Source organism: Marinobacter bryozoorum, assembly GCF_023156245.1.
GTDB classification, from domain to species: Bacteria; Pseudomonadota; Gammaproteobacteria; order Pseudomonadales; family Oleiphilaceae; genus Marinobacter; species Marinobacter bryozoorum.
On record NZ_JAKZAH010000016.1, the window covers coordinates 23,353 to 44,352 of the forward strand.

The 21,000-nt window shown below is 60.5% G+C and carries 19 protein-coding genes; 7 read left to right on the forward strand and 12 right to left on the reverse strand.

Annotated elements, in window-relative coordinates:
• Positions 1–92 precede the first annotated feature (92 nt).
• Positions 93–1,058, forward strand: coding sequence for a tRNA dihydrouridine synthase (locus MLC59_RS10520; protein WP_248234103.1), 966 nt, complete (start codon positions 93–95; stop codon positions 1,056–1,058).
• 34 nt (positions 1,059–1,092) lie between these two features.
• Complete coding sequence (locus tag MLC59_RS10525) at positions 1,093–1,803, forward strand: SIMPL domain-containing protein (RefSeq protein WP_248234104.1); 711 nt, start codon at positions 1,093–1,095, stop codon at positions 1,801–1,803.
• A gap of 22 nt (positions 1,804–1,825) precedes the next feature.
• Here MLC59_RS10525 and MLC59_RS10530 read toward each other — a convergent pair whose 3' ends face one another.
• The gene (locus MLC59_RS10530; protein WP_248234106.1) at positions 1,826–2,242 is read right to left on the reverse strand and encodes a PaaI family thioesterase; all 417 of its coding nucleotides are present in this window, start codon (positions 2,240–2,242) and stop codon (positions 1,826–1,828) included.
• A gap of 158 nt (positions 2,243–2,400) precedes the next feature.
• Positions 2,401–3,321, reverse strand: coding sequence for a hypothetical protein (locus MLC59_RS10535; protein ID WP_248234108.1), 921 nt, complete (start codon positions 3,319–3,321; stop codon positions 2,401–2,403).
• A 180-nt stretch (positions 3,322–3,501) separates the two neighbouring features.
• Here MLC59_RS10535 and MLC59_RS10540 point away from each other — a divergent pair, with 180 nt between their 5' ends.
• The gene (locus tag MLC59_RS10540; protein ID WP_248234110.1) at positions 3,502–3,639 is read left to right on the forward strand and encodes a hypothetical protein; all 138 of its coding nucleotides are present in this window, start codon (positions 3,502–3,504) and stop codon (positions 3,637–3,639) included.
• A 45-nt stretch (positions 3,640–3,684) separates the two neighbouring features.
• Positions 3,685–4,104, forward strand: coding sequence for a universal stress protein (locus MLC59_RS10545; RefSeq protein ID WP_248234111.1), 420 nt, complete (start codon positions 3,685–3,687; stop codon positions 4,102–4,104).
• A gap of 80 nt (positions 4,105–4,184) precedes the next feature.
• On the opposite strand, the gene MLC59_RS10550 is transcribed toward MLC59_RS10545, so the two are convergent.
• The 6 genes from MLC59_RS10550 to MLC59_RS10575 form a co-directional block, all read right to left on the reverse strand.
• Positions 4,185–4,637, reverse strand: a complete 453-nt coding sequence (locus MLC59_RS10550) for a universal stress protein (RefSeq protein ID WP_248234112.1) — start codon at positions 4,635–4,637, stop codon at positions 4,185–4,187.
• Complete coding sequence (locus tag MLC59_RS10555) at positions 4,609–6,228, reverse strand: BCCT family transporter (protein WP_248234113.1); 1,620 nt, start codon at positions 6,226–6,228, stop codon at positions 4,609–4,611. The genes MLC59_RS10550 and MLC59_RS10555 overlap by 29 nt, the downstream gene beginning before the upstream one ends.
• Positions 6,229–6,350: 122 nt before the next feature.
• Positions 6,351–7,208 (reverse strand): universal stress protein, encoded by an 858-nt coding sequence (locus tag MLC59_RS10560; protein WP_248234114.1) that lies wholly within the window; start codon positions 7,206–7,208, stop codon positions 6,351–6,353.
• Complete coding sequence (locus MLC59_RS10565) at positions 7,198–9,606, reverse strand: Lon protease family protein (RefSeq protein WP_248234115.1); 2,409 nt, start codon at positions 9,604–9,606, stop codon at positions 7,198–7,200. The genes MLC59_RS10560 and MLC59_RS10565 overlap by 11 nt, the downstream gene beginning before the upstream one ends.
• A gap of 104 nt (positions 9,607–9,710) precedes the next feature.
• The gene (locus tag MLC59_RS10570) at positions 9,711–10,499 is read right to left on the reverse strand and encodes an SDR family oxidoreductase (protein WP_248234116.1); all 789 of its coding nucleotides are present in this window, start codon (positions 10,497–10,499) and stop codon (positions 9,711–9,713) included.
• A gap of 140 nt (positions 10,500–10,639) precedes the next feature.
• The gene (locus MLC59_RS10575) at positions 10,640–11,305 is read right to left on the reverse strand and encodes a cupin domain-containing protein (RefSeq protein ID WP_248234118.1); all 666 of its coding nucleotides are present in this window, start codon (positions 11,303–11,305) and stop codon (positions 10,640–10,642) included.
• A gap of 238 nt (positions 11,306–11,543) precedes the next feature.
• Here MLC59_RS10575 and ttrB point away from each other — a divergent pair, with 238 nt between their 5' ends.
• From ttrB to MLC59_RS10590, 3 genes are read left to right on the forward strand one after another with little or no spacing between them, the layout of a single operon-like run.
• A complete protein-coding gene (gene ttrB / locus MLC59_RS10580) occupies positions 11,544–12,323 on the forward strand; it encodes a tetrathionate reductase subunit TtrB (protein WP_248234119.1) in 780 nt (259 codons plus the stop codon).
• Positions 12,304–13,422, forward strand: coding sequence for an NrfD/PsrC family molybdoenzyme membrane anchor subunit (gene nrfD / locus MLC59_RS10585; protein WP_248234120.1), 1,119 nt, complete (start codon positions 12,304–12,306; stop codon positions 13,420–13,422). The genes ttrB and nrfD overlap by 20 nt, the downstream gene beginning before the upstream one ends.
• Positions 13,423–13,441: 19 nt before the next feature.
• Entirely contained in the window at positions 13,442–16,531 is a 3,090-nt protein-coding gene (locus MLC59_RS10590; protein WP_248234121.1) for a molybdopterin dinucleotide binding domain-containing protein, read from the forward strand.
• Positions 16,532–16,667: 136 nt separating this feature from the next.
• Here MLC59_RS10590 and MLC59_RS10595 read toward each other — a convergent pair whose 3' ends face one another.
• The 4 genes from MLC59_RS10595 to MLC59_RS10610 form a co-directional block, all read right to left on the reverse strand.
• Positions 16,668–17,243, reverse strand: a complete 576-nt coding sequence (locus MLC59_RS10595; RefSeq protein WP_248234123.1) for a hypothetical protein — start codon at positions 17,241–17,243, stop codon at positions 16,668–16,670.
• A gap of 265 nt (positions 17,244–17,508) precedes the next feature.
• Positions 17,509–18,024, reverse strand: coding sequence for a PaaI family thioesterase (locus tag MLC59_RS10600; protein WP_248234124.1), 516 nt, complete (start codon positions 18,022–18,024; stop codon positions 17,509–17,511).
• Positions 18,025–18,156: 132 nt separating this feature from the next.
• A complete protein-coding gene (locus tag MLC59_RS10605; RefSeq protein ID WP_248234125.1) occupies positions 18,157–20,358 on the reverse strand; it encodes an OsmC domain/YcaO domain-containing protein in 2,202 nt (733 codons plus the stop codon).
• Positions 20,359–20,502: 144 nt separating this feature from the next.
• Entirely contained in the window at positions 20,503–20,982 is a 480-nt protein-coding gene (locus MLC59_RS10610) for a GNAT family N-acetyltransferase (RefSeq protein WP_248234127.1), read from the reverse strand.
• Between the last annotated feature and the right edge of the window lie 18 nt (positions 20,983–21,000).

Below are 21,000 nucleotides of genomic sequence, written 5' to 3' on the forward strand. Positions count from 1 at the left end.
TACCATCTTCCCGCCTGATTCCTTACAATCCTCCCCGCCTGATTTTTGATCAGCAGCAACCTGACCCACTTCGTTCAGCCCCTGGAGCTCCCATGCGAATTATCCTTGCCCCTATGGAGGGGCTGGTGGACGCACCTATCCGCGAAACCCTGACCCGGGTTGGCGGTATTGACCGGTGTGTCACCGAGTTCATTCGCGTGACCCACGGCATGTTGCCGCCAAGGATTTTCTACAAGTACGCACCGGAACTTCACAACCAGGCTGTCACCGGGGCCGGGACACCGGTTGCCGTCCAGCTGTTGGGGTCTGACCCCGAAATGATGGGCCGCCATGGTGCCAAAGCCGCCGAGCTGGGTGCAGGGCAGGTGGATATCAACTTCGGTTGTCCCGCCAAGACCGTCAACAAACACAAGGGCGGTTGTGTGTTGATGCGCGAACCCGAGCTGATGTACGAGATTGCCGCTGCTGTGCGCAGGGCGGTGCCGGCTGAGATCCCGGTGACCGCCAAGATGCGCCTGGGCTACGATGACCGGTCCATGGGCGTCGCCTGCGGCCAGGCCCTTGAGGCCGCAGGCGCGGCGGAAATCGTTATCCACGCCCGCAGCAAGGTCGATGGTTACAAACCGCCGGCCTACTGGGAGGAAATTGCCCGGGTAAGGGAGGCGGTCAACACCCGTGTGATTGCCAATGGAGAGATCTGGACCGTCGATGACTACTGGCGTTGCCGCAGGGTATCTGGCTGTGACGATGTGATGATCGGTCGTGGCCTGATCGCACGTCCGGACCTGGCCCGGCGCATCAAGGCCAGCCAGGATGGAGAGGTCGCGCCGGAAATGACCTGGCTCGAGGTGATTCCGCTCATTGACGAGTATGCCACCGCGTTGCAGACCCGGCTGGAAGACCGCTATGTAACCGGGCGCATCAAGCAGTGGCTGAACTACCTGCGCCAGGGTTTTTCCGAGGCGGAACAGGTATGGTCCCGTGCACGCAAACTGAAAGAGGTGGATGCTATGCTTGCCTGCCTGGCCAGCGCTGCCGGAGAAGTACAGGCGGCGTGAAACCTTCGATAATCTGACTGTAAAGGACTATCCGATGAAATTCCTGGTTGCTCTGGTACTTGGTATCAGCATGATTTTCTCCGCGTCCCTGCTGAAGGATGGCCTCACGGAAATGCGCACCGGTGACCGCTATGTCACCGTCAAGGGCGTGGCCGAACAGGAGGTTACTGCGGACCTGGCCCTGTGGCCGATCCGCTTTGCGGCCACCGGCGACACACTGGATGAAGCCCGGGAGCAGGCCCGCAAAAGCAGGGAGGGGGTGATGGCCTTCCTGAAGCTGCAGGCTATCTCTGACGATTCGGTGGAGCTGCAACGACTCGATGTGGTGGATACCGGGGCGAACCCTTACCAGCCCGAGAGCGGGACCCGCAAGTTCATTATCAACCAGGTGCTGATGGTGCGCACAGATGAAGTGGCAAAGGTGCGCCAGGCAGCCCAGAGCGTCAGCGACCTGGTGGACTCCGGCGTTATATTGTCCTCTGACTACGGCCCCACCGGGCCGACCTATCTGTTTACTCGCCTGAACGATATCAAACCCGACATGATCGCCGAGGCCACGGCTGCGGCTCGCGAGTCGGCGCGCCAGTTTGCCCGTGATGCTGACGCCGAGCTGGGTGGCCTGCGCCGAGCCAACCAGGGCGTGTTCCAGATCCTGGCCCGGGACCAGGCGCCGGGCGTCATGGCTGAGCAGCAGCCTGTGAAGACGGTGAGGGTGGTCTCCACCTTCGACTATTACCTGAGGTAGCGTGTCCGGGACGGGCCCGGCACTATCCGTCTGATTCGTTTTTCGACGGTCCCGGGTTTCCGTTACTGGCCTTGATCCGGAATATGGCGTAATTGCCGTTAGCCTGGGCCACCAGCACATCATCCACATACAGCCGGGACTCCAGGTTGGCAATGGTCTTGCCCCGGTTGACCATTTCGGTGCGGCAGACCACCCGCCCGGCGAACACCGGCTTGAAATACGTCATCTTGATCTCGATGGTCGCACACACCTGACCTTCGTCCAGGGTGGGGAACAGGGCGGAGCCCATGCCGGTATCGGCCAGGGCGTATAGCACGGCGCCGTGAGCCACGTTATTGGTGTTCTTGTGCTTCTCGCCAATCTGGATGCTGTTGACACTCCAGCCCGGCTCGCTTTCATCCATAACCATGTCGATCAGGTCGGGGAAAGGGTGTTTCATGATGGGTTTTCAGCCTGTTATTGGGGTTATTGTTCTTGTGGTCAGGTGCGCGGCGTGTCGGCACCAGTAAAGAGGGTAGTTTGCAAAGGATTTGCAAGAATTGGAAGCCCGTTGTTGCGCGGCATCAAAGGGAGACCCCCGCAGGGGCCTCCACAGACTTAGCCAGCGGCTTCTTCGTCGTAGTGTGGATAGGAGTGCTTCAGGGTGGCGTGGTTGAGCAGCATTTCCGCCTTGAGGGTCTCGCCACTGGCATCATAGATGCGGGACCGCACCCAGTAGGACTCGGTGCGCTTGCTCTCTGACAGGGCAACGATTTCCCGGCGAATCAGGTAGTCTTCATCGACAAAGAGCGGACCGTCCACCATGCGGATTTCCTGGTCGGCAAACAGGCCAACGGCGGGCTGCTTTACCGGGAAGCCTGCCTCCTTGCTGGAGTATTCAGCCAGCACGCTGACCATCTCAAGGGGAATAATCGCTCGCCCCCAGGGAGTTGAGCTGCCATCGCTGTACCAGGGGGTGTTCTCGGTAATGCGCTCGAGTTTCTGGTTCAGAGAGAAAGGGTACAGCTTGCCCATGTTCTGGTCCGGGCCCATACGGACCTGTTCATCTTTTTTACCGGCCATGCCGACATGCAGGTCTGACAGTATGACCAGCTTTTCCGGCTCACGAAGTTTCGCCATGCGCTGGTCCAGCAGGGTATCGCCATCATCCGGCCCGAGGCTGGCGCTCGCTTCAAGAACCGGGGTGCCATCGGCCTTCTCGGCCCAGGCCCTGATGCGGGTAGCGCCGGGTGCCGGACGCTCAATGAAGGCACGGACCTGCTCACCTTCCACTACCATATTCTGGAAGTGCGCAGAAAAGCAGCCGCGCTCGAACCAGTCCTGTCCCCAGACCTCGGCCAGCAGCGGGACAAACTGGCTGAAGTGAGTCGGCCCTTCGATGGGGCCTGCCTGGAAACCCAGCTTCTCGGCCATGCTGTCGTCATGGATGGAGGTATGCCCGCTGTATTCCTGGTCAGCCAGCATCTGCCTGGGTTCGCGCAGGGGACCGCACAGGTAGAGGGGAGTTTCGAATGTCATGGCTTGTCCTTGTTGTGGATGATCGGGAACTGGTGCCAGCGCCTGACACCGGAAGTTATTGGAAAGCTAACTTTAGTCGATTCCCGGGGCCGGAAGAAAGCACCTTCCGGTGGTCGCTGCGATACATACAGCGGAGGCCATGGCCTTACTGATGTTGCCAATCCGGACAACGGATACTTAATGATTGATTCGGATCACTTGCTGCTGCTGGTACAAGGCGTACCCTTGGTCATGCAGGCTATCGGATCTGTGATGGTCCCCTGGGTTACCAACCAGGTCGCACCTGGCCAACTGCCGTCCGACAGCCTGCCAGACTGATTGACAGATCACGCCATTCATCCGGCCAGCAAAAGGAGGCCGATCATGTACAGCAAGATTCTGGTACCCGTGGATCTGGGGCATCTGGACAAATTGTCCAAGGCCCTTAACACTGCCATCGACATTGCCCGGCACTACAACGCCAGGCTTCACTATGTGACGGTCACCAACACCACGCCTTCATCCGTTGCCCACAATACCCGTGAACTGGAACAGGAACTCGAGCGCTTCGCCGAGGAACAGGGCAAGGATCATGGCATCGAGACCTCCTGCTCGATGATCACCACACCGGATACCGCGGTTGAACTGGAGAAAAGGCTGGTGTCCGCCGTCAGGGAAACCGGCGCCGACCTGATCGTCATGGCTTCCCATGTGCCCGGTATTGGAGACAAGCTGCACTTTATTCATTCCAATGCCGCTAACCTGGTCAAGGATACCGATGTCTCGGTTTTCGTGGTGCGCTGACAGCCCCGCCGGTATTCGGGCATGGAAGGCTCCGTGGGAGCCGGCAGAACGGCTCCCCGTCGTTTTCGCGCAAGCCGGATTCAGGACTCCGCGGGCTCCTGTTCCTTCTCCGTTGCGGGCAGCACCAGAACGGCACAGCTAGCGTTTACTGCCACATACTCCACGGTTGCCTTGCGCAGCGGCCAGTGCCCGCTACTCCCCCTCGAGACGAGGATGAGCAGGTCCACGCAAAGTTGTCCCGCCAGGGCTACCAGTTTTTCGCCGGCATTGCCGGCAACCACGTGAAGGCTGGCATCGCGGTTCAGTGGCAGGTACTTGCGGACCAGCAGGTCCAGCCTTTCCGTGACTTCATTTTCCCGTTCTTCCGGGGCTTCTTCGGTGACATGGGGAAAGAAGCCGCCACTGTCAGGGCGGAATACGCTGGCCAGGTGCAGCTCACCGCTGTCGTCCAGTAACTCCAGGGCAGCTTCCAGCGCCCGCTTGCCTTCGCCATCATCGTCCGGGTCAATCGCGATCAACAGCTTCCGGTACATACTCTGTCTCCTTGGGTTGAGTCGGGGTGGCTTCCACTTCAGGGAAGGCCTGGCCTTGCACCAGTTCGTCCATACTGTAGCCCCGGTAGTCCGCATGCAGGGCGCGATAGAGGGCAACGGCCATGAAAATCAAAAGGATACAGAACGGCAGACCCAGCGAGGTAATCACGTTCTGCAGGGCATCCAGGCCACCGGCCAGGAGCAGTGTGGCCGCAATCACGCCCTGGGCGGCCGCCCAGAAAATACGCTGACGCACCAGGGAGGGCTGGTCCTCTCTCCGGGTAAGCAGGTCGATGACCAGCGAGGCGGAGTCAGATGATGTGGTAAAGAAGATGACAATAATCACCACGCTGAGGGCGGACGCGAATCCGGCCAGGGGGAAGGCTTCCAGGAAGGCGAAGATGGCGACGGAAGGGTCCTGTTGCACCTGCTGCGCAAGGGCAATCTGGCCGCTGGCTTCCACCTGTATGGCCGACAGTCCGAACACACCAAACCAGACCAGGGTGAAAATGGTCGGGGCAAAGAGTACCCCTGCCACAAACTCACGGATGGTGCGTCCCCGGGAAATCCTCGCGATAAAGATACCGACATAGGGCGCCCAGGAAATGGTCCACGCCCAGTAGAACAGGGTCCATTGCCGTTGCCAGTCGGTCTCACGGAAGGTTTCGGTCCAGAAGGCCAGCCAGGGCAGGGCATGCAGGTAGTCCCCGATGCTCTGCACCATACCTTCGGCAATGAATACGGACGGCCCGATCGCTACCACAAACCCGACCAGCAGGATCGCAAGAAGGATATTGAGCTGGGACAGGCGGCGAACGCCCTTGTCCAGGCCCAGTGCCACGGATGTGGCAGCGATACTGGCGATTACCGTGATCAACAAAACCTGGACGAAGCCACTGACCGGTACGCCAAACAGGTAATTGAGGCCACTGTTCAGCTGCAAGGTCCCCAGTCCCAGGGATGTGGCGACGCCAAACAGGGTGCCAAGAACGGCAATGACATCAACAGTCCAGCCCCAGGGGCCGAAGGTTTTCTCACCCAGGATCGGGTAGAACAGGCTGCTGATTCGCATCGGAAGGTTATGGCGGTAGGCGAAATAGCCGATGGCCAGCCCCGGCATGGCGAAGATGGTCCAGGTGTGCAGACCAAAATGGTAAAGCGCCAGGGTCATGGCGTCGCTGGCGGCTTGTTCGGAGCGGGCCTCGACACCGTCAAACGGCGGACTGGCAAAGTGCGACACCGGCTCTGCTACGCCCCAGAACATCAGGATCGTGCCAATGCCGGCGGCGAACAACATGGTGAACCAGGTGAGGTTGGAGTAGTCCGGCCGGCTGTCGTCCGCCCCCAGGCGAATGCGACCGTAGCGACTGAGGGCCAGGGTCAGCAGGAACACCAGTAGTGAGCTGACCGACAGGATATAGAACCAGCCCAGGTTCCGCGCGACCCAGCCGGTCAGTGCACCGAACCAGGTGGCCACCTGATGGTCGAAGGGAATGGCCAGCGCCGCAAATAATATGGCGATGCCTGCCGATGTAAAGAACACCCCGGGGATGGTTTGCAGGCCAAGCCGGCGTTGCAGCCGCTCTAACACAATCGCCTCCGTGAACATAAGAAATGAGTGGGCAGGTGATTGCCTGCTGAACCTACGCTATCACATCAGGTCATCGCTATAGCGGTGTCAGATCAATTGACGGTGGATCCATCGCCCGAAGATCAGGGTGTTACCGTCAGCGGAAGATTGAGCTCCATCAGCAGGCTGTCTGCCCCCGGTTCCGTGAACAGGCTGCAGCTGCGGCTGATGACCAGTTGCGATGCGCCTTCCTCCTTCAGTGCCCGTGCTGCGGCGCTGGCGGATGCCATGGGGAGCAGTCGCACACGGGCTGCAATGCCTTCCTGTTGCAGGTAGCCCAGCAGGTCCTCGGTGATGCGCTGAGGGTCGCTGTCGGTGGTGCGCACCAGAACCGACAGGGGCTGGTGGTACTGCAGGGCGAGGTCAGCACCGACACGAACAGCCCGATGGTTGGCGCCCTGGTCATGGTTGAGCAGAACCACCACACGGCCCTGTGGTCGTGGCCGGGAGCGGGTCCATAACAGAACGTCGCCCGGGGCCTGGAGAACCAGCGCACGGGCCGTGGAGCCGATACGTGCACCCGGTATGCCAGACCACCCCACGCGACCAAGCACAAGCAGGTCGCCGGGGCTGGCCAGGTTCAGCACTTCGGACACCACCTGGCCACGGCAGAGCTTAAGGTCCTGGGGTATACCCCGGCGCGCCATGGCCAGGCTCAGGGACCGCCTGGCCTGCTCGGCAAGCGCCTGCATGCGGGCATGCACCCGGGCAGCATCCAGCGGCCGGGCCTGGCCGGAACTGGCCCCGACTTCCCGGGACCAGCCATAGCCCGCGGAACGCAGCAGGTTCACTTCCTCCACAAATATGCCGAGAACCTCGGCGCCACGGGCATGGGCAATGTCCGCTGCGGCTTCGAGGGCATCGAGGCTCAGGCGGGAGCCATCCAGCAGCACCAGCACCCGTCCCGCGGGCTGGTTGGCGGTGTCCGGTTTACTGGTCATCGTCCTTTGCTCCATTGCCGTTTTCACCATTGTCCCCGTTGTCGTCTTTCTTGCGTCCGACTTCGGCAAACTCCGCCAGGCGGTCAGCAACCCGGCGGTTGAAGCTACCCTCGGGGAAGGCGCCATCTTCGTCCGGCTCACCCGGATCCATGCCGGTCATCAGGGCAATGGCTTCGTTGATATGGCGGACCGGATAGATGGAAAAACGGCCCTCACGCACGGCAGTACGAACGTCGGTGTTGAGCATGAGATGCTCAACATTACTCGCGGGTAGCAGGATACCCTGGCCGTCAACATCCCCGGCCTGTTTACAGACATTGAAGAAACCTTCGATCTTTTCGTTGACGCCGCCTACGGCCTGTACCTCGCCGTGCTGATTCATGGAGCCGGTAACCGCCAGGGACTGGCGCAGGGGCACGCCGCTGATGGCCGACAGCAGTACGCAGGTTTCGGCCACCGAAGCAGAGTCGCCTTCAACGCCCCCGTAGGACTGCTCGAACGCCAGGCTGGCAGACAGGGACAGTTCGCTCATGGGGGCGTACCGGTTAGCGAGGAAGCGGGACAGGATCATCACCGCCTTGCTGTGAATCGGGCCTCCCAGTTTGACTTCCCGTTCGATATCCACGACCTGGCCCTTGCCCGGCCGCGCGGTGGCAGTAATACGGGTGGGTTGGCCAAACATCACAGCCCCCAGACGCAATACGGACAGCCCGTTGACCTGGCCGGTAACGTCGCCGCTGGTATCGATCATTACCACGCCACGGCGGATCTGCTCCAGGCTACGCTCGCGGACCCGGCTGGCCCGGTAGTCCCGCTCATCAATGGCCTGCTGGATGTGGCTGTCGGTGATGAGGTCGCTGTCGGACCGGGCAGCCCAGTGGTCAGCCTCACTGAGCAGGTCCTTGAGCACCCGGTCATGGGCGGTGAGCTTTTTCTGGTCACTGGCCAGGCGGCTGGCGTGTTCGATCAGGCGTGCAACGGCCCCCCGGTCCAGGTGTCGGGTCTTCGCCGACCGGGCCATGGTGGCAATCATGCGCGCGTAGAGTTCGTAGCTGCCGTCGTCCCGGTCCACGTCATCCTCGAAGTCCGCCTCCACCTTGAACAGGTCGAGGAAGTCAGGGTCGTAGTGGGAGAGCAGGTAATAAAGCATCCGGTCGCCCAGCAGCACGACCTTGACGTTCACCGGTATTGGCTCGGGTTGCAGGCTGACGGTACTGACCAGGCCATAAAGGCGTTCCAGGGACTCGATACGGATCTCGCCGGAGAACAGCACCCGTTTGAGGCTTTCCCAGGCCATGGGGTGGGTGAGAATCCGGCGGGCATCAACGATCAGGTAGCCGCCGTTGGCCCGGTGCAGGGAACCGCCCTTGATCAGGGTGAAGTCCGTGTACAGGTTGCCCTGATGGGACCGGTGCTCGATCTGTCCCGCCAGGTGCTGGTGATTGGGCAGGTCTTCATAGATCACTGGCGCGCCTTCGGTGCACGCATTGTCGACCATCAGGTTTACCCGGTAGCGGTTGAGCAGGCCCGCAGGCGGTCCGTTGCCATCATCCTGGAAGGCCTCGGCGTGCTCCACGATGTCGTTACGCACGGTATTCAGGTGCTCAAGCACCGGGGGTACACCGGCCCATTTTTCCCGTAACTCTCCGAAAGGACTGCCGAGGGTGAGCTGGACCATTTCCTCGTTAAGGGCATGGATGCGTTCGCGAACTTCCTTGCGCAGCCGGGGAATCTGCTGGATGGCCTGCTGCAGTTTTTTTTGCAGATCCTCTACCTTGGATTCGACGAGTTCCTTCTCCTCATCGGAGAATTTCTTGTACTCGTCCGGTTCAATGACCTCGCCATCCCGCATGGGCGCGAAGGTAAAACCCGCCTGCGTGGTAATCATGGCAATATTGCTGCGGTTGGCCTCTTCCTGGATTTCAAAGAGACCCTGGTGCTGACGTCGGGCGACTTCCTCCTGCAGTTCCTGCAGCCTTGCCTGGTATTCCTCACTTTCGAAAGTAGCGGGGACAGCGGTTTTCAGTTCGTTGGTCAGTTCCTGCATGTCCTTACGGAATTCCCGGCCTTTACCGGCGGGCAATTCCAGCACACGGGGCTTGTCAGACGATTCGAAGTTATAGACGTGGCACCAGTCCGGTGGCACGGGTTGGCTGGAGGAATGCTTCGCCAGGAAGCGCTCAACCAGCTCATTCTTGCCCGCACCGGAGGGGCCGAGAACGAACAGGTTAAAGCCTCGCGCCGCCATGCCGGCGCCGAACTCCAGGGCACGGAGCACACGCTCCTGGCCAAGGGGCTGGTCCAGGTCTTCCAGCGTTTCCGTGGTTTCGAAAGACAGCTTGTCAGGGGGGCAGCGATGGTAGATCTGGTCCTCTGTCAGCGCGGTGGGCGACGTCATCCGGTCCTCCTGTGTTGTGTGTACTGCTGCGGCAGCAACAGGTAATCACATCAAGGATAGACCAGTTAACGTCCCCCACGACTGACAGGGATCAAGCCAGGTGTTCAGTCGTTGTAAGGCAGCTTGGCGTAGGCGTGGCCGCCGTCTACGGCAATGGTGTCGCCTACGACATAGTCACCGGCACGGGAGGCCAGGAATATCGCGGCGCCAGCCATGTCCTCGTCGTTGCCGACCCGCCCCAGAGGGGTCTTGTTGGCGACTTCGTCACCGTTATCACGGGCATCCCGGTTCATTTCTGACGGGAAGGGGCCCGGGGCAATGCCGCTGACCACGATGCGGTCCTGTACCAGGCGCGCAGCGATGCGGCGGGTCAGGAAGATCAGGCCGGACTTGGACGCGTGGTACGAGTAGGTTTCCCACGGGTTCAGACGGATGCCGTCAATGGAGGCGATGTTGATCACCTTGGCGGGCTTCTGGTCGGATGCGCCGGCCTTCAGCATATCGTGCAGGGACTGGGTCAGGAAGAACGGCGATTTCAGGTTCAGGTCCATCACCTTGTCCCAGCCGTGCTCAGGAAACTCGTCAAAGTCAGCGCCCCAGGCGGCGCCGGCGTTGTTGACCAGGATGTCCAGGTGATCTTCCCGCTCCTGCAGCTTGCGGGTCAGTTCCCGGCAGCCTTCTACCGTGGACAGGTCCTGTGGCAGCGAGAAGCAGCGGCCATTGCCCTGGGAAAGCTCCTCGGCGGCGGCATCACACTGATCGGCCTTGCGGGAGGAGATATAGACCTTGGCGCCCTGAGCGATAAAACCGGCGGCAATCATCTTGCCGATACCGCGGGAACCGCCAGTGACCAGTGCCGTACGGCCTTCAAGTGAAAACAGGTTCTCAAACATCAAAGTTGCTCCGGATTGTCGTTATGGATAAGTGACCGTGCCGGGGTCAGCCCTGCCGGTCAAGGCATGGCTGACTGCACGGTTTGGCAACATAGCGCACCCATTCTGACGTTTTCCGGACTGGATGAGAAGTTGTTGATTTATGAGGGCGGGTGCACCACCGGAAGATGACCGGTCTTTACCCAGATCACCGTCTCCTGCTCTACAAATGGGTGATGCTGGCTCAGGTGCGGGCTGCGCAGCCAGGTGCCGGCCGGATACTGACCGTTTTCGTCCCGGAATTCACCAGTCAGCACGAAGATTTCCTCGCCGCCAAAGTGCCGGTGGGGCTGGAAACGCTCCCCGGCAGGCCATTTCACCAGGGCCACGTGCTCGTGCTCGAAGTGGTGCAGCGGCATGACCTGCAGGCCGCCCTGACCGGGCAGCCATGGTGCCTTGTGCGTATCCACCCGGACGGTTTCCAGGTCCCTGGGGTCAAACTGATGCAGCTTGACCAGCAGGGTGCAGCCCTCACGGGAGAAGGGCGCGTGGCCACTGCCGGGTGGGTTGCGCAGATAGGTGCCTGCGGGGTAATCACCAGTTTCGTCAGAGAACACCCCGTCAAGGACCAGTATTTCCTCACCCAGCGGATGCTCGTGGCGGCTGAAACGGGCGCCGGGCTCATAGCGCACCACCGAGGTGGCATGGCCGCGCTCAGCCTCCTCACGGGCCAGGGGCTTGCGCAGGACACCGCCGGAGGGGCTTGGTACCCACTGCTGGTCGTTGGTGTTGATGACCACCCGTTCTTCAAAATTCATATTGAGCATGTCGGCCTCCAGTTATGTTCCGGCCAATGTTACGTCCGCTCGGGGACGGCGGATGACGTTCAATGAGCGCCTCATGAGTCCTTGACCCGAGAGATGGGTAAAAACCACTAGTCTGGTCGTCCGTCGAACCAACAGTTGATGGGCGTCAATTACCGCGTCGGGTAGGCCCATAAACTGTATTCAGACCTAATCAATCGCCTGCAAACCTTATTGATAAACGTTCCCATCAGGAGGAGCCATGGATTTCGCCCGACGCACGCTGCTGGGCCAGATGGCACGCCTCACCGCTGGCGCAGCACTGGTTCCGCTAAGCAGCCTGGCCAACGCCGGCATCAATGACCAGCCACCCAGACGTGAAGGTGACAGCTCGAAGCGCTATGCCATGCTGATCGACCTGCGCCAGTGTATTGGCTGCCAGGCCTGTACCGTCTCCTGCCACATCGAGAACGAAGCGCCCCTGGGCAGCTTCCGCACCATTGTCTCCCAATATGAGGTGGAGAACGAGGATACCGGTGACATCGCCACCATGATGCTGCCCCGGCTGTGTAACCACTGCGAAGCGCCCCCCTGCGTGCCGGTGTGCCCGGTGCAGGCCACCTACCAGCGGGAGGATGGCATCGTGGTCGTGAACAACGAGGCCTGCGTGGGCTGCGCCTACTGTGTGCAGGCCTGTCCCTATGATGCGCGGTTCATCAACGAGAAAACCCAGACCGCTGACAAGTGCACCTTCTGTGCTCACCGGCTGGACGTGGGGCTGCTGCCCGCGTGCGTGGAATCCTGTGTCGGTGGGGCGCGGATCATCGGGGATATCCGCGATCCGGACAGCCAGATCAGCCGGATGATGGCCGAGCACCATGACGACCTGATGGTGCTGAAGCCGGAGCAGGGCACATCACCCCACGTGTTCTACCTGGGTATGGACGAGCGCTTTGTCACCCGTCCGCTGGCGGACCCCGCAATCTGGGATGTCCGGGATAATGAGGGTAAGGAGATAGGGTATGAGTTTGCTGGCCACTGAAATACTCACACCGCGTTATGAGCTGGCCTGGTATCCCTGGGCGGTGCAGTACTTCTTCATGATCGCCATTTCCTACTCGGCGCTGATGCTGTCGCTGCCCGGGCTGGTGTTCCGTCGGGAGCGGTTCCTGCCCCTGGCCCGGCTGGCCCTCCTGGTGGCGGTCACCTGCACGCTGGTGGGGCCAGTGGCCTTGCTCGCCGACCTGCACCAGCCGGCCCGCTTCTGGCACTTCTACGCCAGCCCGGCGCCCTGGTCCTGGATGTCTATTGGTGCCGTGCTGCTGCCGCCTTATGTGGTGCTGACCATCCTCTATGGTTACTTTGCCTGGCGCCCGGCGCTGGTGACCCGGGGCGCCGAGGGGCAGGGCTGGGACGCGAAGCTCGCCCGGCTGCTGTGCCTGGGAAACTGGCAGACACCACAGCTGGCGGTGATTGTATTCGGTGCCCTGGCGGCGCTCTTTGCCTGCGGCATCATGCTCTACACCGGCGCCGAGATTGCCATCCTTGCCTCCAGGCCGCTGTGGAATACCAACTGGCTGCCGGTCATGTTCGTGCTCACCGGACTGATCGCCGCCTCTGGCCTGGTGATGCTGCTCAATCGTCTGATGGCCGGTGCCAATGCTGACGTCTACCGTCAGGGCCTCAAAGTGATCCTGGTCGCCATTCTCGGCGCAGCCGTCGTGGCCGCTACCTGGTTTATCCAGGGCATGACCGGCTACAGCCCCTCTGTGCAGGCGGCGCTGGAATCGGTGCGCCATAACCCGGACTGGACCGCCATAGCAGCCTGGGCACTCAGTGCCGGCGTGGTGTTGTTCCTGGTCACCGTTGCCATGCTACGGGCGCCGAAGTGGCAACGCTGGGCCTGGCTGCTGGGCCTGCTGGCCATCCATATGGGCTGGGCGTTCCGCTGGCTGGTGCTGATGGAAGTGCAGACCGTGGCCAAGAACACCGCCGGTTACTACCACCTGGCGGTGGAAGCGGGGTCCTATGGCCTGCTGGGCATTATCGGCACCTTCGGGCTGTGGCTGGCGGTGCTGCTGATTATCGACATCCTGGTGCCCTGGCGTGATGTAAACAACGCCAGAAGTGCCACCTACTGATTGAAGCCGGAGTTTTACCATGGACAAGAATCGCCGTAATTTCCTGAAGGGTGCCGCCGCAGCGGGTGGTGTCGCCACCTTCGCCGCCGGTTATTCCGGCCCCCTGGAAAAAATTGGCAAGGGCCTGGTCAACGGAACTGCCGGTGCAGACACCAATCACCGGATTCACGGCAACTCCCTGGCACCGGAATACACCGTCGATCCGGTGACCGGTGATGTCAGCCTGAACCCGGACCAGCGCATTGCCTTCACCGTCTGCTATGGCTGTACCACCAAGTGTGGGGTACGGGTTCGTATCGACAACAACACCGAGCAGGTGCTTCGGGTAGCGGGTAATCCATACCACCCCCTGTCGGCGGACGACCACCTGGACGAGCAGACCCCTGTCCTGGACGCGCTGAAGCAACTGAGTAACTTCAGGGACCAGGGCCAGCTCAACCGCTCCACGGCCTGTGCCCGGGGTAACGCGGCCATGGCCCAGCTCACCAGCGAGAAACGGGTAACGAATGTTCTCAAGCGGGTAGGTCCCCGGGGCGCCAACCAGTGGCAGAGCATCTCCTTCGAGCAGATGCTGGACGAGGTGGTTGAAGGTGGTGACCTGTTTGGAGAGGGTGCCGTAGAAGGCCTGAAAGACCTCTATGACCACGAAACCCCGCTTGACCCGGAAAACCCGGAATTCGGCCCCAAGGCCAACCAGCTGCTGGTCATGGAGGCCACCGACTACGGCCGTTCCTCGGTGCTGAAACGGTTCGCCATGAATGCCTTCGGTACCCGCAACTACGGGCACCACGGTTCCTATTGTGGCCTGGCCTTCCGTATGGGCTCCGGGGCCATGTACGACAACCTGGCCACCAATACCCACACCAAGCCGGACTACAACAACGCCCGGTTTGCGCTGTTTATCGGCACCGCACCGAGCCAGGCCGGCAACCCGTTCAAGCGGCAAGGTCGCCTGCTGGCAGAGGCCCGCGCCACCGGCAAGCTGGAGTACGTCGTTGTTGATCCTGCGTTGAACGCGACCGCGTCCCACTCCGCCGGTGACCGCAGCCGCTGGATTCCCATCACACCGGGCACGGATACGGCGATGGCCATGGGCCTGATCCGCTGGATGCTGGAGAACGAGGGCTTTGCGGCGGATTACCTGTCAATCCCGGGGCAGAAGGGTGCCCAGGCCGCGGGCGAAACCGTCCACACCAACGCCACTCACCTGGTGATCGAAAACGACGACCACCCCAATGTGGGTCGTTTTCTGCGGCTGTCCGACCTGGGCCGTGCCGAGGCAGGCGCCGACGATGATGTGCCCGTGGTGATGTCCATCGAAGGTAACCTGAAAAGCTCCGAGGCCCTCGACCGTGCCGAGCTTTTCGTGGAAACCAAGGTCGAGACCGCAACGGGCACCACACGGGTGAAAAGTGCCCTGTTCAAACTCCGTGAACAGGCCCAGCGCCACACCATTGAGGAATACGCCAGGAACTGTGGCATTCCTGCGGACACGATCCGCAAGCTGGCAGCAAAGTTTGCCTCCCATGGCCGGGAATCCGTGGCGGATACCCACGGCGGCATGATGTCCGGCACCGGATTCTATGCTTCGTTTGGCATCAACATGCTCAACCTGCTGGCGGGCAGTGTGAACCAGAAGGGAGGCATGGCCCTGGGTGGCGGCTCCTTCAACGGGACTGGTGCGGGCCCACGGTACGACCTGGCGAACTTTCCGGGCAAGCGTGGGCCCAAGGGTGTATTCCTGTCCCGGTCACGGTTCCCCTACGAAAAGACCGCCGAGTACAAGCGGCGTGTGGCCAACGGTGAGTCTCCGTACCCGGCGCCGGCGCCCTGGCGGACCCTGGCACCCCCGCTGTTGACCGAGCACCTGATGTCCGGCCTTGAGGGCTACCCCTACCAGGCCAAGGCGCTGATCAGTTGTATGGCCAACCCCCTGTATGGCCAGGCGGGTCTCAGTGCGCTGATCGAGGACAAGCTGAAAGATCCGAAGCGGATCGGCCTGTTCGTCGCAGTTGACGGGTTTATTAACGAAACCAACCGCTTCGCCGACTACATCGTGCCGGATTCGGTCATGTATGAAGTCTGGGGCTTTACCGGCGCCTGGAGCGGCACACTGACCAAAATGACCACCGCCTGCTGGCCAGTGGTTGAGCCCCGTCAGGTAAAAACCGCTGATGGTGACCCGGTGAGCCTGGAAACCTTCTTTATCGGGGTGGCCAGGCGGTTGGGACTACCCGGATTCGGTGAAGGGGCAATTTCCGACAAGGAAGGCAACACCTACCCCCTGAACCGGGCCGAGGATTATTACCTGCGTGCCGCTGCCAATATCGCACTCAGTGGTGAACCCCTGCCCGCCGCCAGTGATGAAGATATCCTCGCAGGCGGCGTTGAGCCCTTGATGGAGCGACTCCACACGTACCTGAAACCGGAAGAGGTGGGTCCGGTGGCGCACCTGTACTCCCGGGGCGGTCGCTTCGAGAAGCACAGTGCCGCCTACCAGGGCGACAAGCTGACCCACGGCTGGAAGAAGCCCCTGTGCGTGTATAACGAGCAGGTGGGGACCACCCGCGACAGTTACACCGGTGAGCGGCTGTCCGGCACACCCTGCTTTCAGGAGGCAAAGTTCTGGAACGGCACGGCCATGCGGGAGCACTTCCCGGAGAACGACTGGCCGTTGCTGGCCTTCTCCTTCAAGTCAAACCTGATGAACCCGTATGCCATTGGCCTCGAGCGCCTGCGGATGATCAAGCCCTACAACCCGGTATTGCTCCACAGTGCAGACGCTGAACGGTTCGGGGTAGGGCACGGTGATACCATCGCCATTGAAAGCCCCGGGGGCTCAGTGACCGGCGTCGCGCTGGTGTGCGAAGGGGTGCAGCGGGGTGCCATTGGCATCGAGCATGGCTACGGTCACCGGGAACTGGGTGCCTCAGACCATGTTATCGACGGCGAGCTCCACCCGGGGCAGAAATTCCTGGGGGCGGGCGTTAACCTGAACGACCTGGGCTTTGCGGATCCGACCCGCGATGGCGCAGCGACCTGGCTGGAAAACGTCTCAGGAGCATCTATCCGGCAGGGACTGCCGGTGCGGGTGAGAACGGTCAGCTGATCGGATAGTGTCCCGGACGGGGCACCAGGAGTCTGCGCGGCAGAAAGTCGCGCAGACTCCTGGGTCGAATCCCTGACGATAAGTTTGTCGGGGATTCGACCATTAGGTTGCTTTGTGTACCGGAAAGGTGGCTGGCTTACATGGATTTCAGTTGATCCATATGGGGCCTGACGGCGTCGATATCGGATTGTGGAGCGTTTTCGGCCGCTTTGAGCATGCTCTGCATGGCACTGAACATCTGTTGGATCTCGGCTTTCTGGGCTTCGCTGAGATTTCTCGGCATGTTCTCGGGAGAGCTTTGCTGTTCCATCCTCGCCCGCTGGTTGGCCGGCATCTCCTGCAGGTTGATGGCCATCATTGCAGAAAATATCCGGTCTCCGGTGTCCGCCCAATCCCGGGCGTTGGAAAATCCATACTGCTGGGTAAGCTCATTCAGCCTTTCCAGGGCTTCCGGATGTTTGTCGAGTTTTTGTACGGAGCTGGTAAATATCTGGCTCATATCCTCGACTTCGTTATCATCCATTTCGGCAAGCTCGGGGAATTCATCCTCCAGTGACTCGGTATCCTCCATGGTTTCGATAAATGACTGAACCCGCTGTTCGGTTAGCGGAGCAGCCTGCACGAGTGCGGGGACGATAAGGCTGAGTATGAAAAAACAGGCCAGAGGCAACGTGGCCAGGCGGCTCGTATGGTCTTGCAGGTTATTTTTCATAGATAGCTACCTCTATAAATGTCAGGCTTTTCTCGTGGCTGGCAAGCCATGGGGTTGTGAGATACAACCCCTCCGATAAGTCCATCACTACTTCCCCTGTTTCTCAAGTTTCCCTCGGGCCGAATCGATAGGGCGATATTTGCCCTGTCATGCCTGGCGGCCTTTACTGATGTGCCAAGCGGCGTACAGAAACCTGACAGTGGCATGGACAACTGACATTATGGTCAAGGCGGCTGGCCTTGTCTTGTTCAGCCTGGCTTGGTACTCACACCGTAGCTTCGGCGTCCTCTCTGCCATGGGCCTGCTCGGTGAGTTGTCCCGTGTCGACCCGCACGAACACCGAATCAGCCACCACCGTCATCACATCTCCGGCCCAGACCTCACAGATCACCCGGCTCTTGCGACCTGCCTCGCCTTCGACCCGGGCCTTAAGGATAAGCTCAACCCCCATGGGTGTTGGCTTCAGATAGGTAAGGTTGAGCTTACCGGTTACGCAGCCAATACGTGGCAGGGTATCAGCTTCGCGGCCCTCAGCCCGGTAATGCCATGCCATGGCGGTCCAGTTGGAATGGCAGTCAACCAGCATGGCAAGCAAGCCGCCGTAGACCAGCTCAGGCCAGCCGGTATATTCAGGGGCTGGCGTGTGCCTGGCAATGACATGGGTGCCGTCTTCCGACCAGTAACTTTTCAGTTGCAGGCCAGTGGGATGGACGCTGCCACAGCCGAAACAGATACCATCGGGGCTGGCCAGGTCCTGCAGAGCGGTGGGGGTTTCAGTCATGAATGCTATCCTTTTATCGGTTCTTTAGATCGCGATAGCATAACCTGAGATCAAAAAAGAATCGAGCGGTTGCTCGGTTATGACCGCCAGCCCCAACCAGGGACTGGTGCCGAAGAGCCCTCCGACGGGACACTAGGCGGACTGACTATTCGACGCCTGTTCACGGGCCGCCCGTGCTGCATGCAGCTTGTTGTAGCTCTCCAGTAGCCGCAGGTGCCGGTCAAGGCCCTCCAGCTGCATGTTGGTGGGTGTCAGACCCTGGAAGCGGACAGTGCCTTCTACGGAGCCCACCACAGCATCCATGGTATCGTCGCCGAACATACGGCGCAGGTTGACGATGAAGTCGTCCAGTTCCAGCTCATCGTCCAGCACGATTTCCAGTACCGCATTCATGGCCTGGTAGTAGAGGTTGCGCTCAACGGTGTTGTCGTTGAACTGCAGGAACGCCTCGACCGTGTCCATGGCTTCTTCATGCTGCTGCAGGGCCAGGTAGATCATCAGTTTCAGCTCGAGGATGGTGAGCTGGCCCCAGATGGTGTTCTCGTCAAACTCCACGCCGATCAGATTGATGATCTTCATGTAGTTGTCCAGCTGGCTTTCTTCCAGGCGCTCCACCAGGTCGGCCAGCTGGTCGTCATCCAGCCGGTGGATATTGAGGATATCTTCCCGGTAGTCCAGGGCCATGTTGGTGTTGTCCCACACCAGGTCTTCTACCGGATAGACTTCTGAAAAGCCGGGCACGAGGATGCGGCAGACCGGGGCCCCCAGGTCCTCGTGAATGGTCATGTAAACCTCTTTGCCCAGGTCTTCCAGGATGCCGAACAACCGGTCCGCCTCTTCCTGGTTGGTGCCGGAGAAGTCCCAGTGACTGAACTCGTAGTCAGAACGGGCACTGAAGAAGCGCCAGGAGACCACGCCGGTGGAGTCGATAAAGTGCTCCACATAATTGTTGGGCTCGGTGACGGCCAGGCTGTTGAAGGTGGGGGCAGGCATGTCGTTCAACCCTTCAAAGCTGCGGCCCTGCATCAATTCAGTCAGGCTGCGTTCCAGCGCCACCTGGAAATTCGGGTGGGCACCGAACGAGGCATAGACGCCGCCGGTTTTCGGATTCATCAGCGTGACACACATGACCGGGTACTGACCGCCGAGGGAGGCGTCTTTCACCAGGATGGGGAAGCCCTGCTTCTCAAGTGCCTGCACACCTTCGAGGATATGGGGGTATTGCTCCAGTACGGACAGGGGTACGTCTGGCAGGGCAACTTCCTGTTCAATGATCTGTTTCTTGATCGCCCGCTCGAAGATCTCTGACAGACACTGAACCTGGGCCTCCTGCAGGGTGTTGCCGGCACTCATGCCGTTGCTGAGGAAGAGGTTCTCGATCAGGTTGGAAGGGAAGTACACCACTTCGCCGTCAGAGCGCCGCACAAAGGGCAGGGAGCAGATGCCCCGGTCCACGCGACCGGAATTGGTGTCAATCAGGTTGGACCCCTGCAGCTCGCCTTCCGGGTTGTAGATGGCCAGGCAATGGTCGTCCAGGATGCCTGCAGGCAGTTCATCATCCGGTCCGGGTTTGAACCACTGTTCATTGGGGTAGTGGACGAATTCCCGGTTGGCGATCTCCTCGCCGAAATACTGGTCGTTGTAGAAGAAGTTGCAGCTCAGCCGCTCAATGAACTCACCCAGTGCGGAACACAGCGCGCTTTCCTTGGTGGAACCCTTGCCGTTGGTAAAACACATGGGAGAGGACGCATCCCGAACGTGCAGCGACCATACATGGGGCACGATATTGCGCCAGGAGGCAATCTCGATCTTCATGCCCAGGTCCCGCAGGAGGCCGGACATGTTGGCGATGGTCTCTTCCAGTGGCAGGTCCTTGCCTTCGATATAGGTGCGGCCGTCTCCGGGCGTTGCCATCAGCAGGGCCTGGGCGTCTTCGTCCAGGTTGTCCACCGTTTCTATCTCGAAGGTAGGGCCGGTCTGGACCACTTTCTTGACGGTACAGCGATCGATAGAGCGCAGGATACCCTGGCGGTGCTTCTCCGGAAGGTCTTCTGGCAGTTCTACCTGGATCTTGAAGACCTGGTTATAGCGGTCCTCCGGGTCGACAATATTGTTCTGGGACAATCGGATATTGTCGGTGGGGATGTCCCGCGCCAGGCAGTAAACCCGCACAAAGTAGGCCGCGCACAGCGCAGAGGAGGCCAGGAAATAGTCGAACGGGCTGGGGGCGGACCCGTCACCCTTGTAACGAATGGGCTGGTCGGTGAGAACGGTGAAGTCGTCGAACTTCGCTTCCAGTCTCAGGTTATCGAGAAAGTTAACGTTGATTTCCATGGCGAGGCTACCGGATTCGGGAAAATGGCGGGCTTACAGAATGAATGGTCGCCATTATCCAGATTTTGCCGGGCCCCGTCTTGGTGGATTACCCCGATGCGCTGAAGGCCCTGCCCGCAGTCGTCAGTGGTCAGGGCATGGGGCCTACAAGGACTTGCGCATGTTGTATCGGAGAAAGTGGGCGCCGCGGACGGTGGTCTGGTATTCCTCCTCGACCTCGAAACCGTGACGCAGGAAGAACGGGCGGGCAACCACGCTGGCTTCGGTGAACAGCTCCTTCACCCCGAGCTTCTTGAGATGCTCCTCGGCCCTGCGCAGCAGGGCGGACGCGACCCCCTTGCGAGCGTAGTTGGGTGCTGTGTAGATCAGGTCAATCTGGCCGGTGAGCTCATAGGAAATGAAGCCGGCGAGCTGGTTCTCTTCTTCCGCTACCAGGGTTTCCAGGGAGTCCAGGCGCTGCTGCCAGGAGTCCAGGTGAGGTGTCCGGGATGCCCAGGCGTAGCGCTGGGTTTCGTCATAGGCGGTTGCAGTCAGCTCATGCACCGACTCGGTAAACACCCGAACCAGCGGACTCAGGTCCTGGATCTGGTATTTACGGATACTGATATTACTGTCGAGCGGCATTGGCGAATCCATCAGGTC

Bases quoted from the DNA above. Each gene is read 5' to 3' on its own strand.
- MLC59_RS10540 (WP_248234110.1), top strand. From the start codon at position 3,502: ATGATTGATTCGGATCACTTGCTGCTGCTGGTACAAGGCGTACCCTTG.
- MLC59_RS10565 (WP_248234115.1), bottom strand. From the start codon at position 9,606: ATGACGTCGCCCACCGCGCTGACAGAGGACCAGATCTACCATCGCTGC.
- MLC59_RS10525 (WP_248234104.1), top strand. From the start codon at position 1,093: ATGAAATTCCTGGTTGCTCTGGTACTTGGTATCAGCATGATTTTCTCC.
- MLC59_RS10590 (WP_248234121.1), top strand. From the start codon at position 13,442: ATGGACAAGAATCGCCGTAATTTCCTGAAGGGTGCCGCCGCAGCGGGT.
- MLC59_RS10610 (WP_248234127.1), bottom strand. From the start codon at position 20,982: ATGCCGCTCGACAGTAATATCAGTATCCGTAAATACCAGATCCAGGAC.
- MLC59_RS10570 (WP_248234116.1), bottom strand. From the start codon at position 10,499: ATGTTTGAGAACCTGTTTTCACTTGAAGGCCGTACGGCACTGGTCACT.
- MLC59_RS10595 (WP_248234123.1), bottom strand. From the start codon at position 17,243: ATGAAAAATAACCTGCAAGACCATACGAGCCGCCTGGCCACGTTGCCT.
- MLC59_RS10560 (WP_248234114.1), bottom strand. From the start codon at position 7,208: ATGACCAGTAAACCGGACACCGCCAACCAGCCCGCGGGACGGGTGCTG.
- MLC59_RS10530 (WP_248234106.1), bottom strand. From the start codon at position 2,242: ATGAAACACCCTTTCCCCGACCTGATCGACATGGTTATGGATGAAAGC.
- MLC59_RS10545 (WP_248234111.1), top strand. From the start codon at position 3,685: ATGTACAGCAAGATTCTGGTACCCGTGGATCTGGGGCATCTGGACAAA.
- MLC59_RS10575 (WP_248234118.1), bottom strand. From the start codon at position 11,305: ATGCTCAATATGAATTTTGAAGAACGGGTGGTCATCAACACCAACGAC.
- MLC59_RS10600 (WP_248234124.1), bottom strand. From the start codon at position 18,024: ATGACTGAAACCCCCACCGCTCTGCAGGACCTGGCCAGCCCCGATGGT.
- MLC59_RS10535 (WP_248234108.1), bottom strand. From the start codon at position 3,321: ATGACATTCGAAACTCCCCTCTACCTGTGCGGTCCCCTGCGCGAACCC.
- MLC59_RS10520 (WP_248234103.1), top strand. From the start codon at position 93: ATGCGAATTATCCTTGCCCCTATGGAGGGGCTGGTGGACGCACCTATC.
- MLC59_RS10605 (WP_248234125.1), bottom strand. From the start codon at position 20,358: ATGGAAATCAACGTTAACTTTCTCGATAACCTGAGACTGGAAGCGAAG.
- ttrB (WP_248234119.1), top strand. From the start codon at position 11,544: ATGGATTTCGCCCGACGCACGCTGCTGGGCCAGATGGCACGCCTCACC.
- MLC59_RS10550 (WP_248234112.1), bottom strand. From the start codon at position 4,637: ATGTACCGGAAGCTGTTGATCGCGATTGACCCGGACGATGATGGCGAA.
- nrfD (WP_248234120.1), top strand. From the start codon at position 12,304: ATGAGTTTGCTGGCCACTGAAATACTCACACCGCGTTATGAGCTGGCC.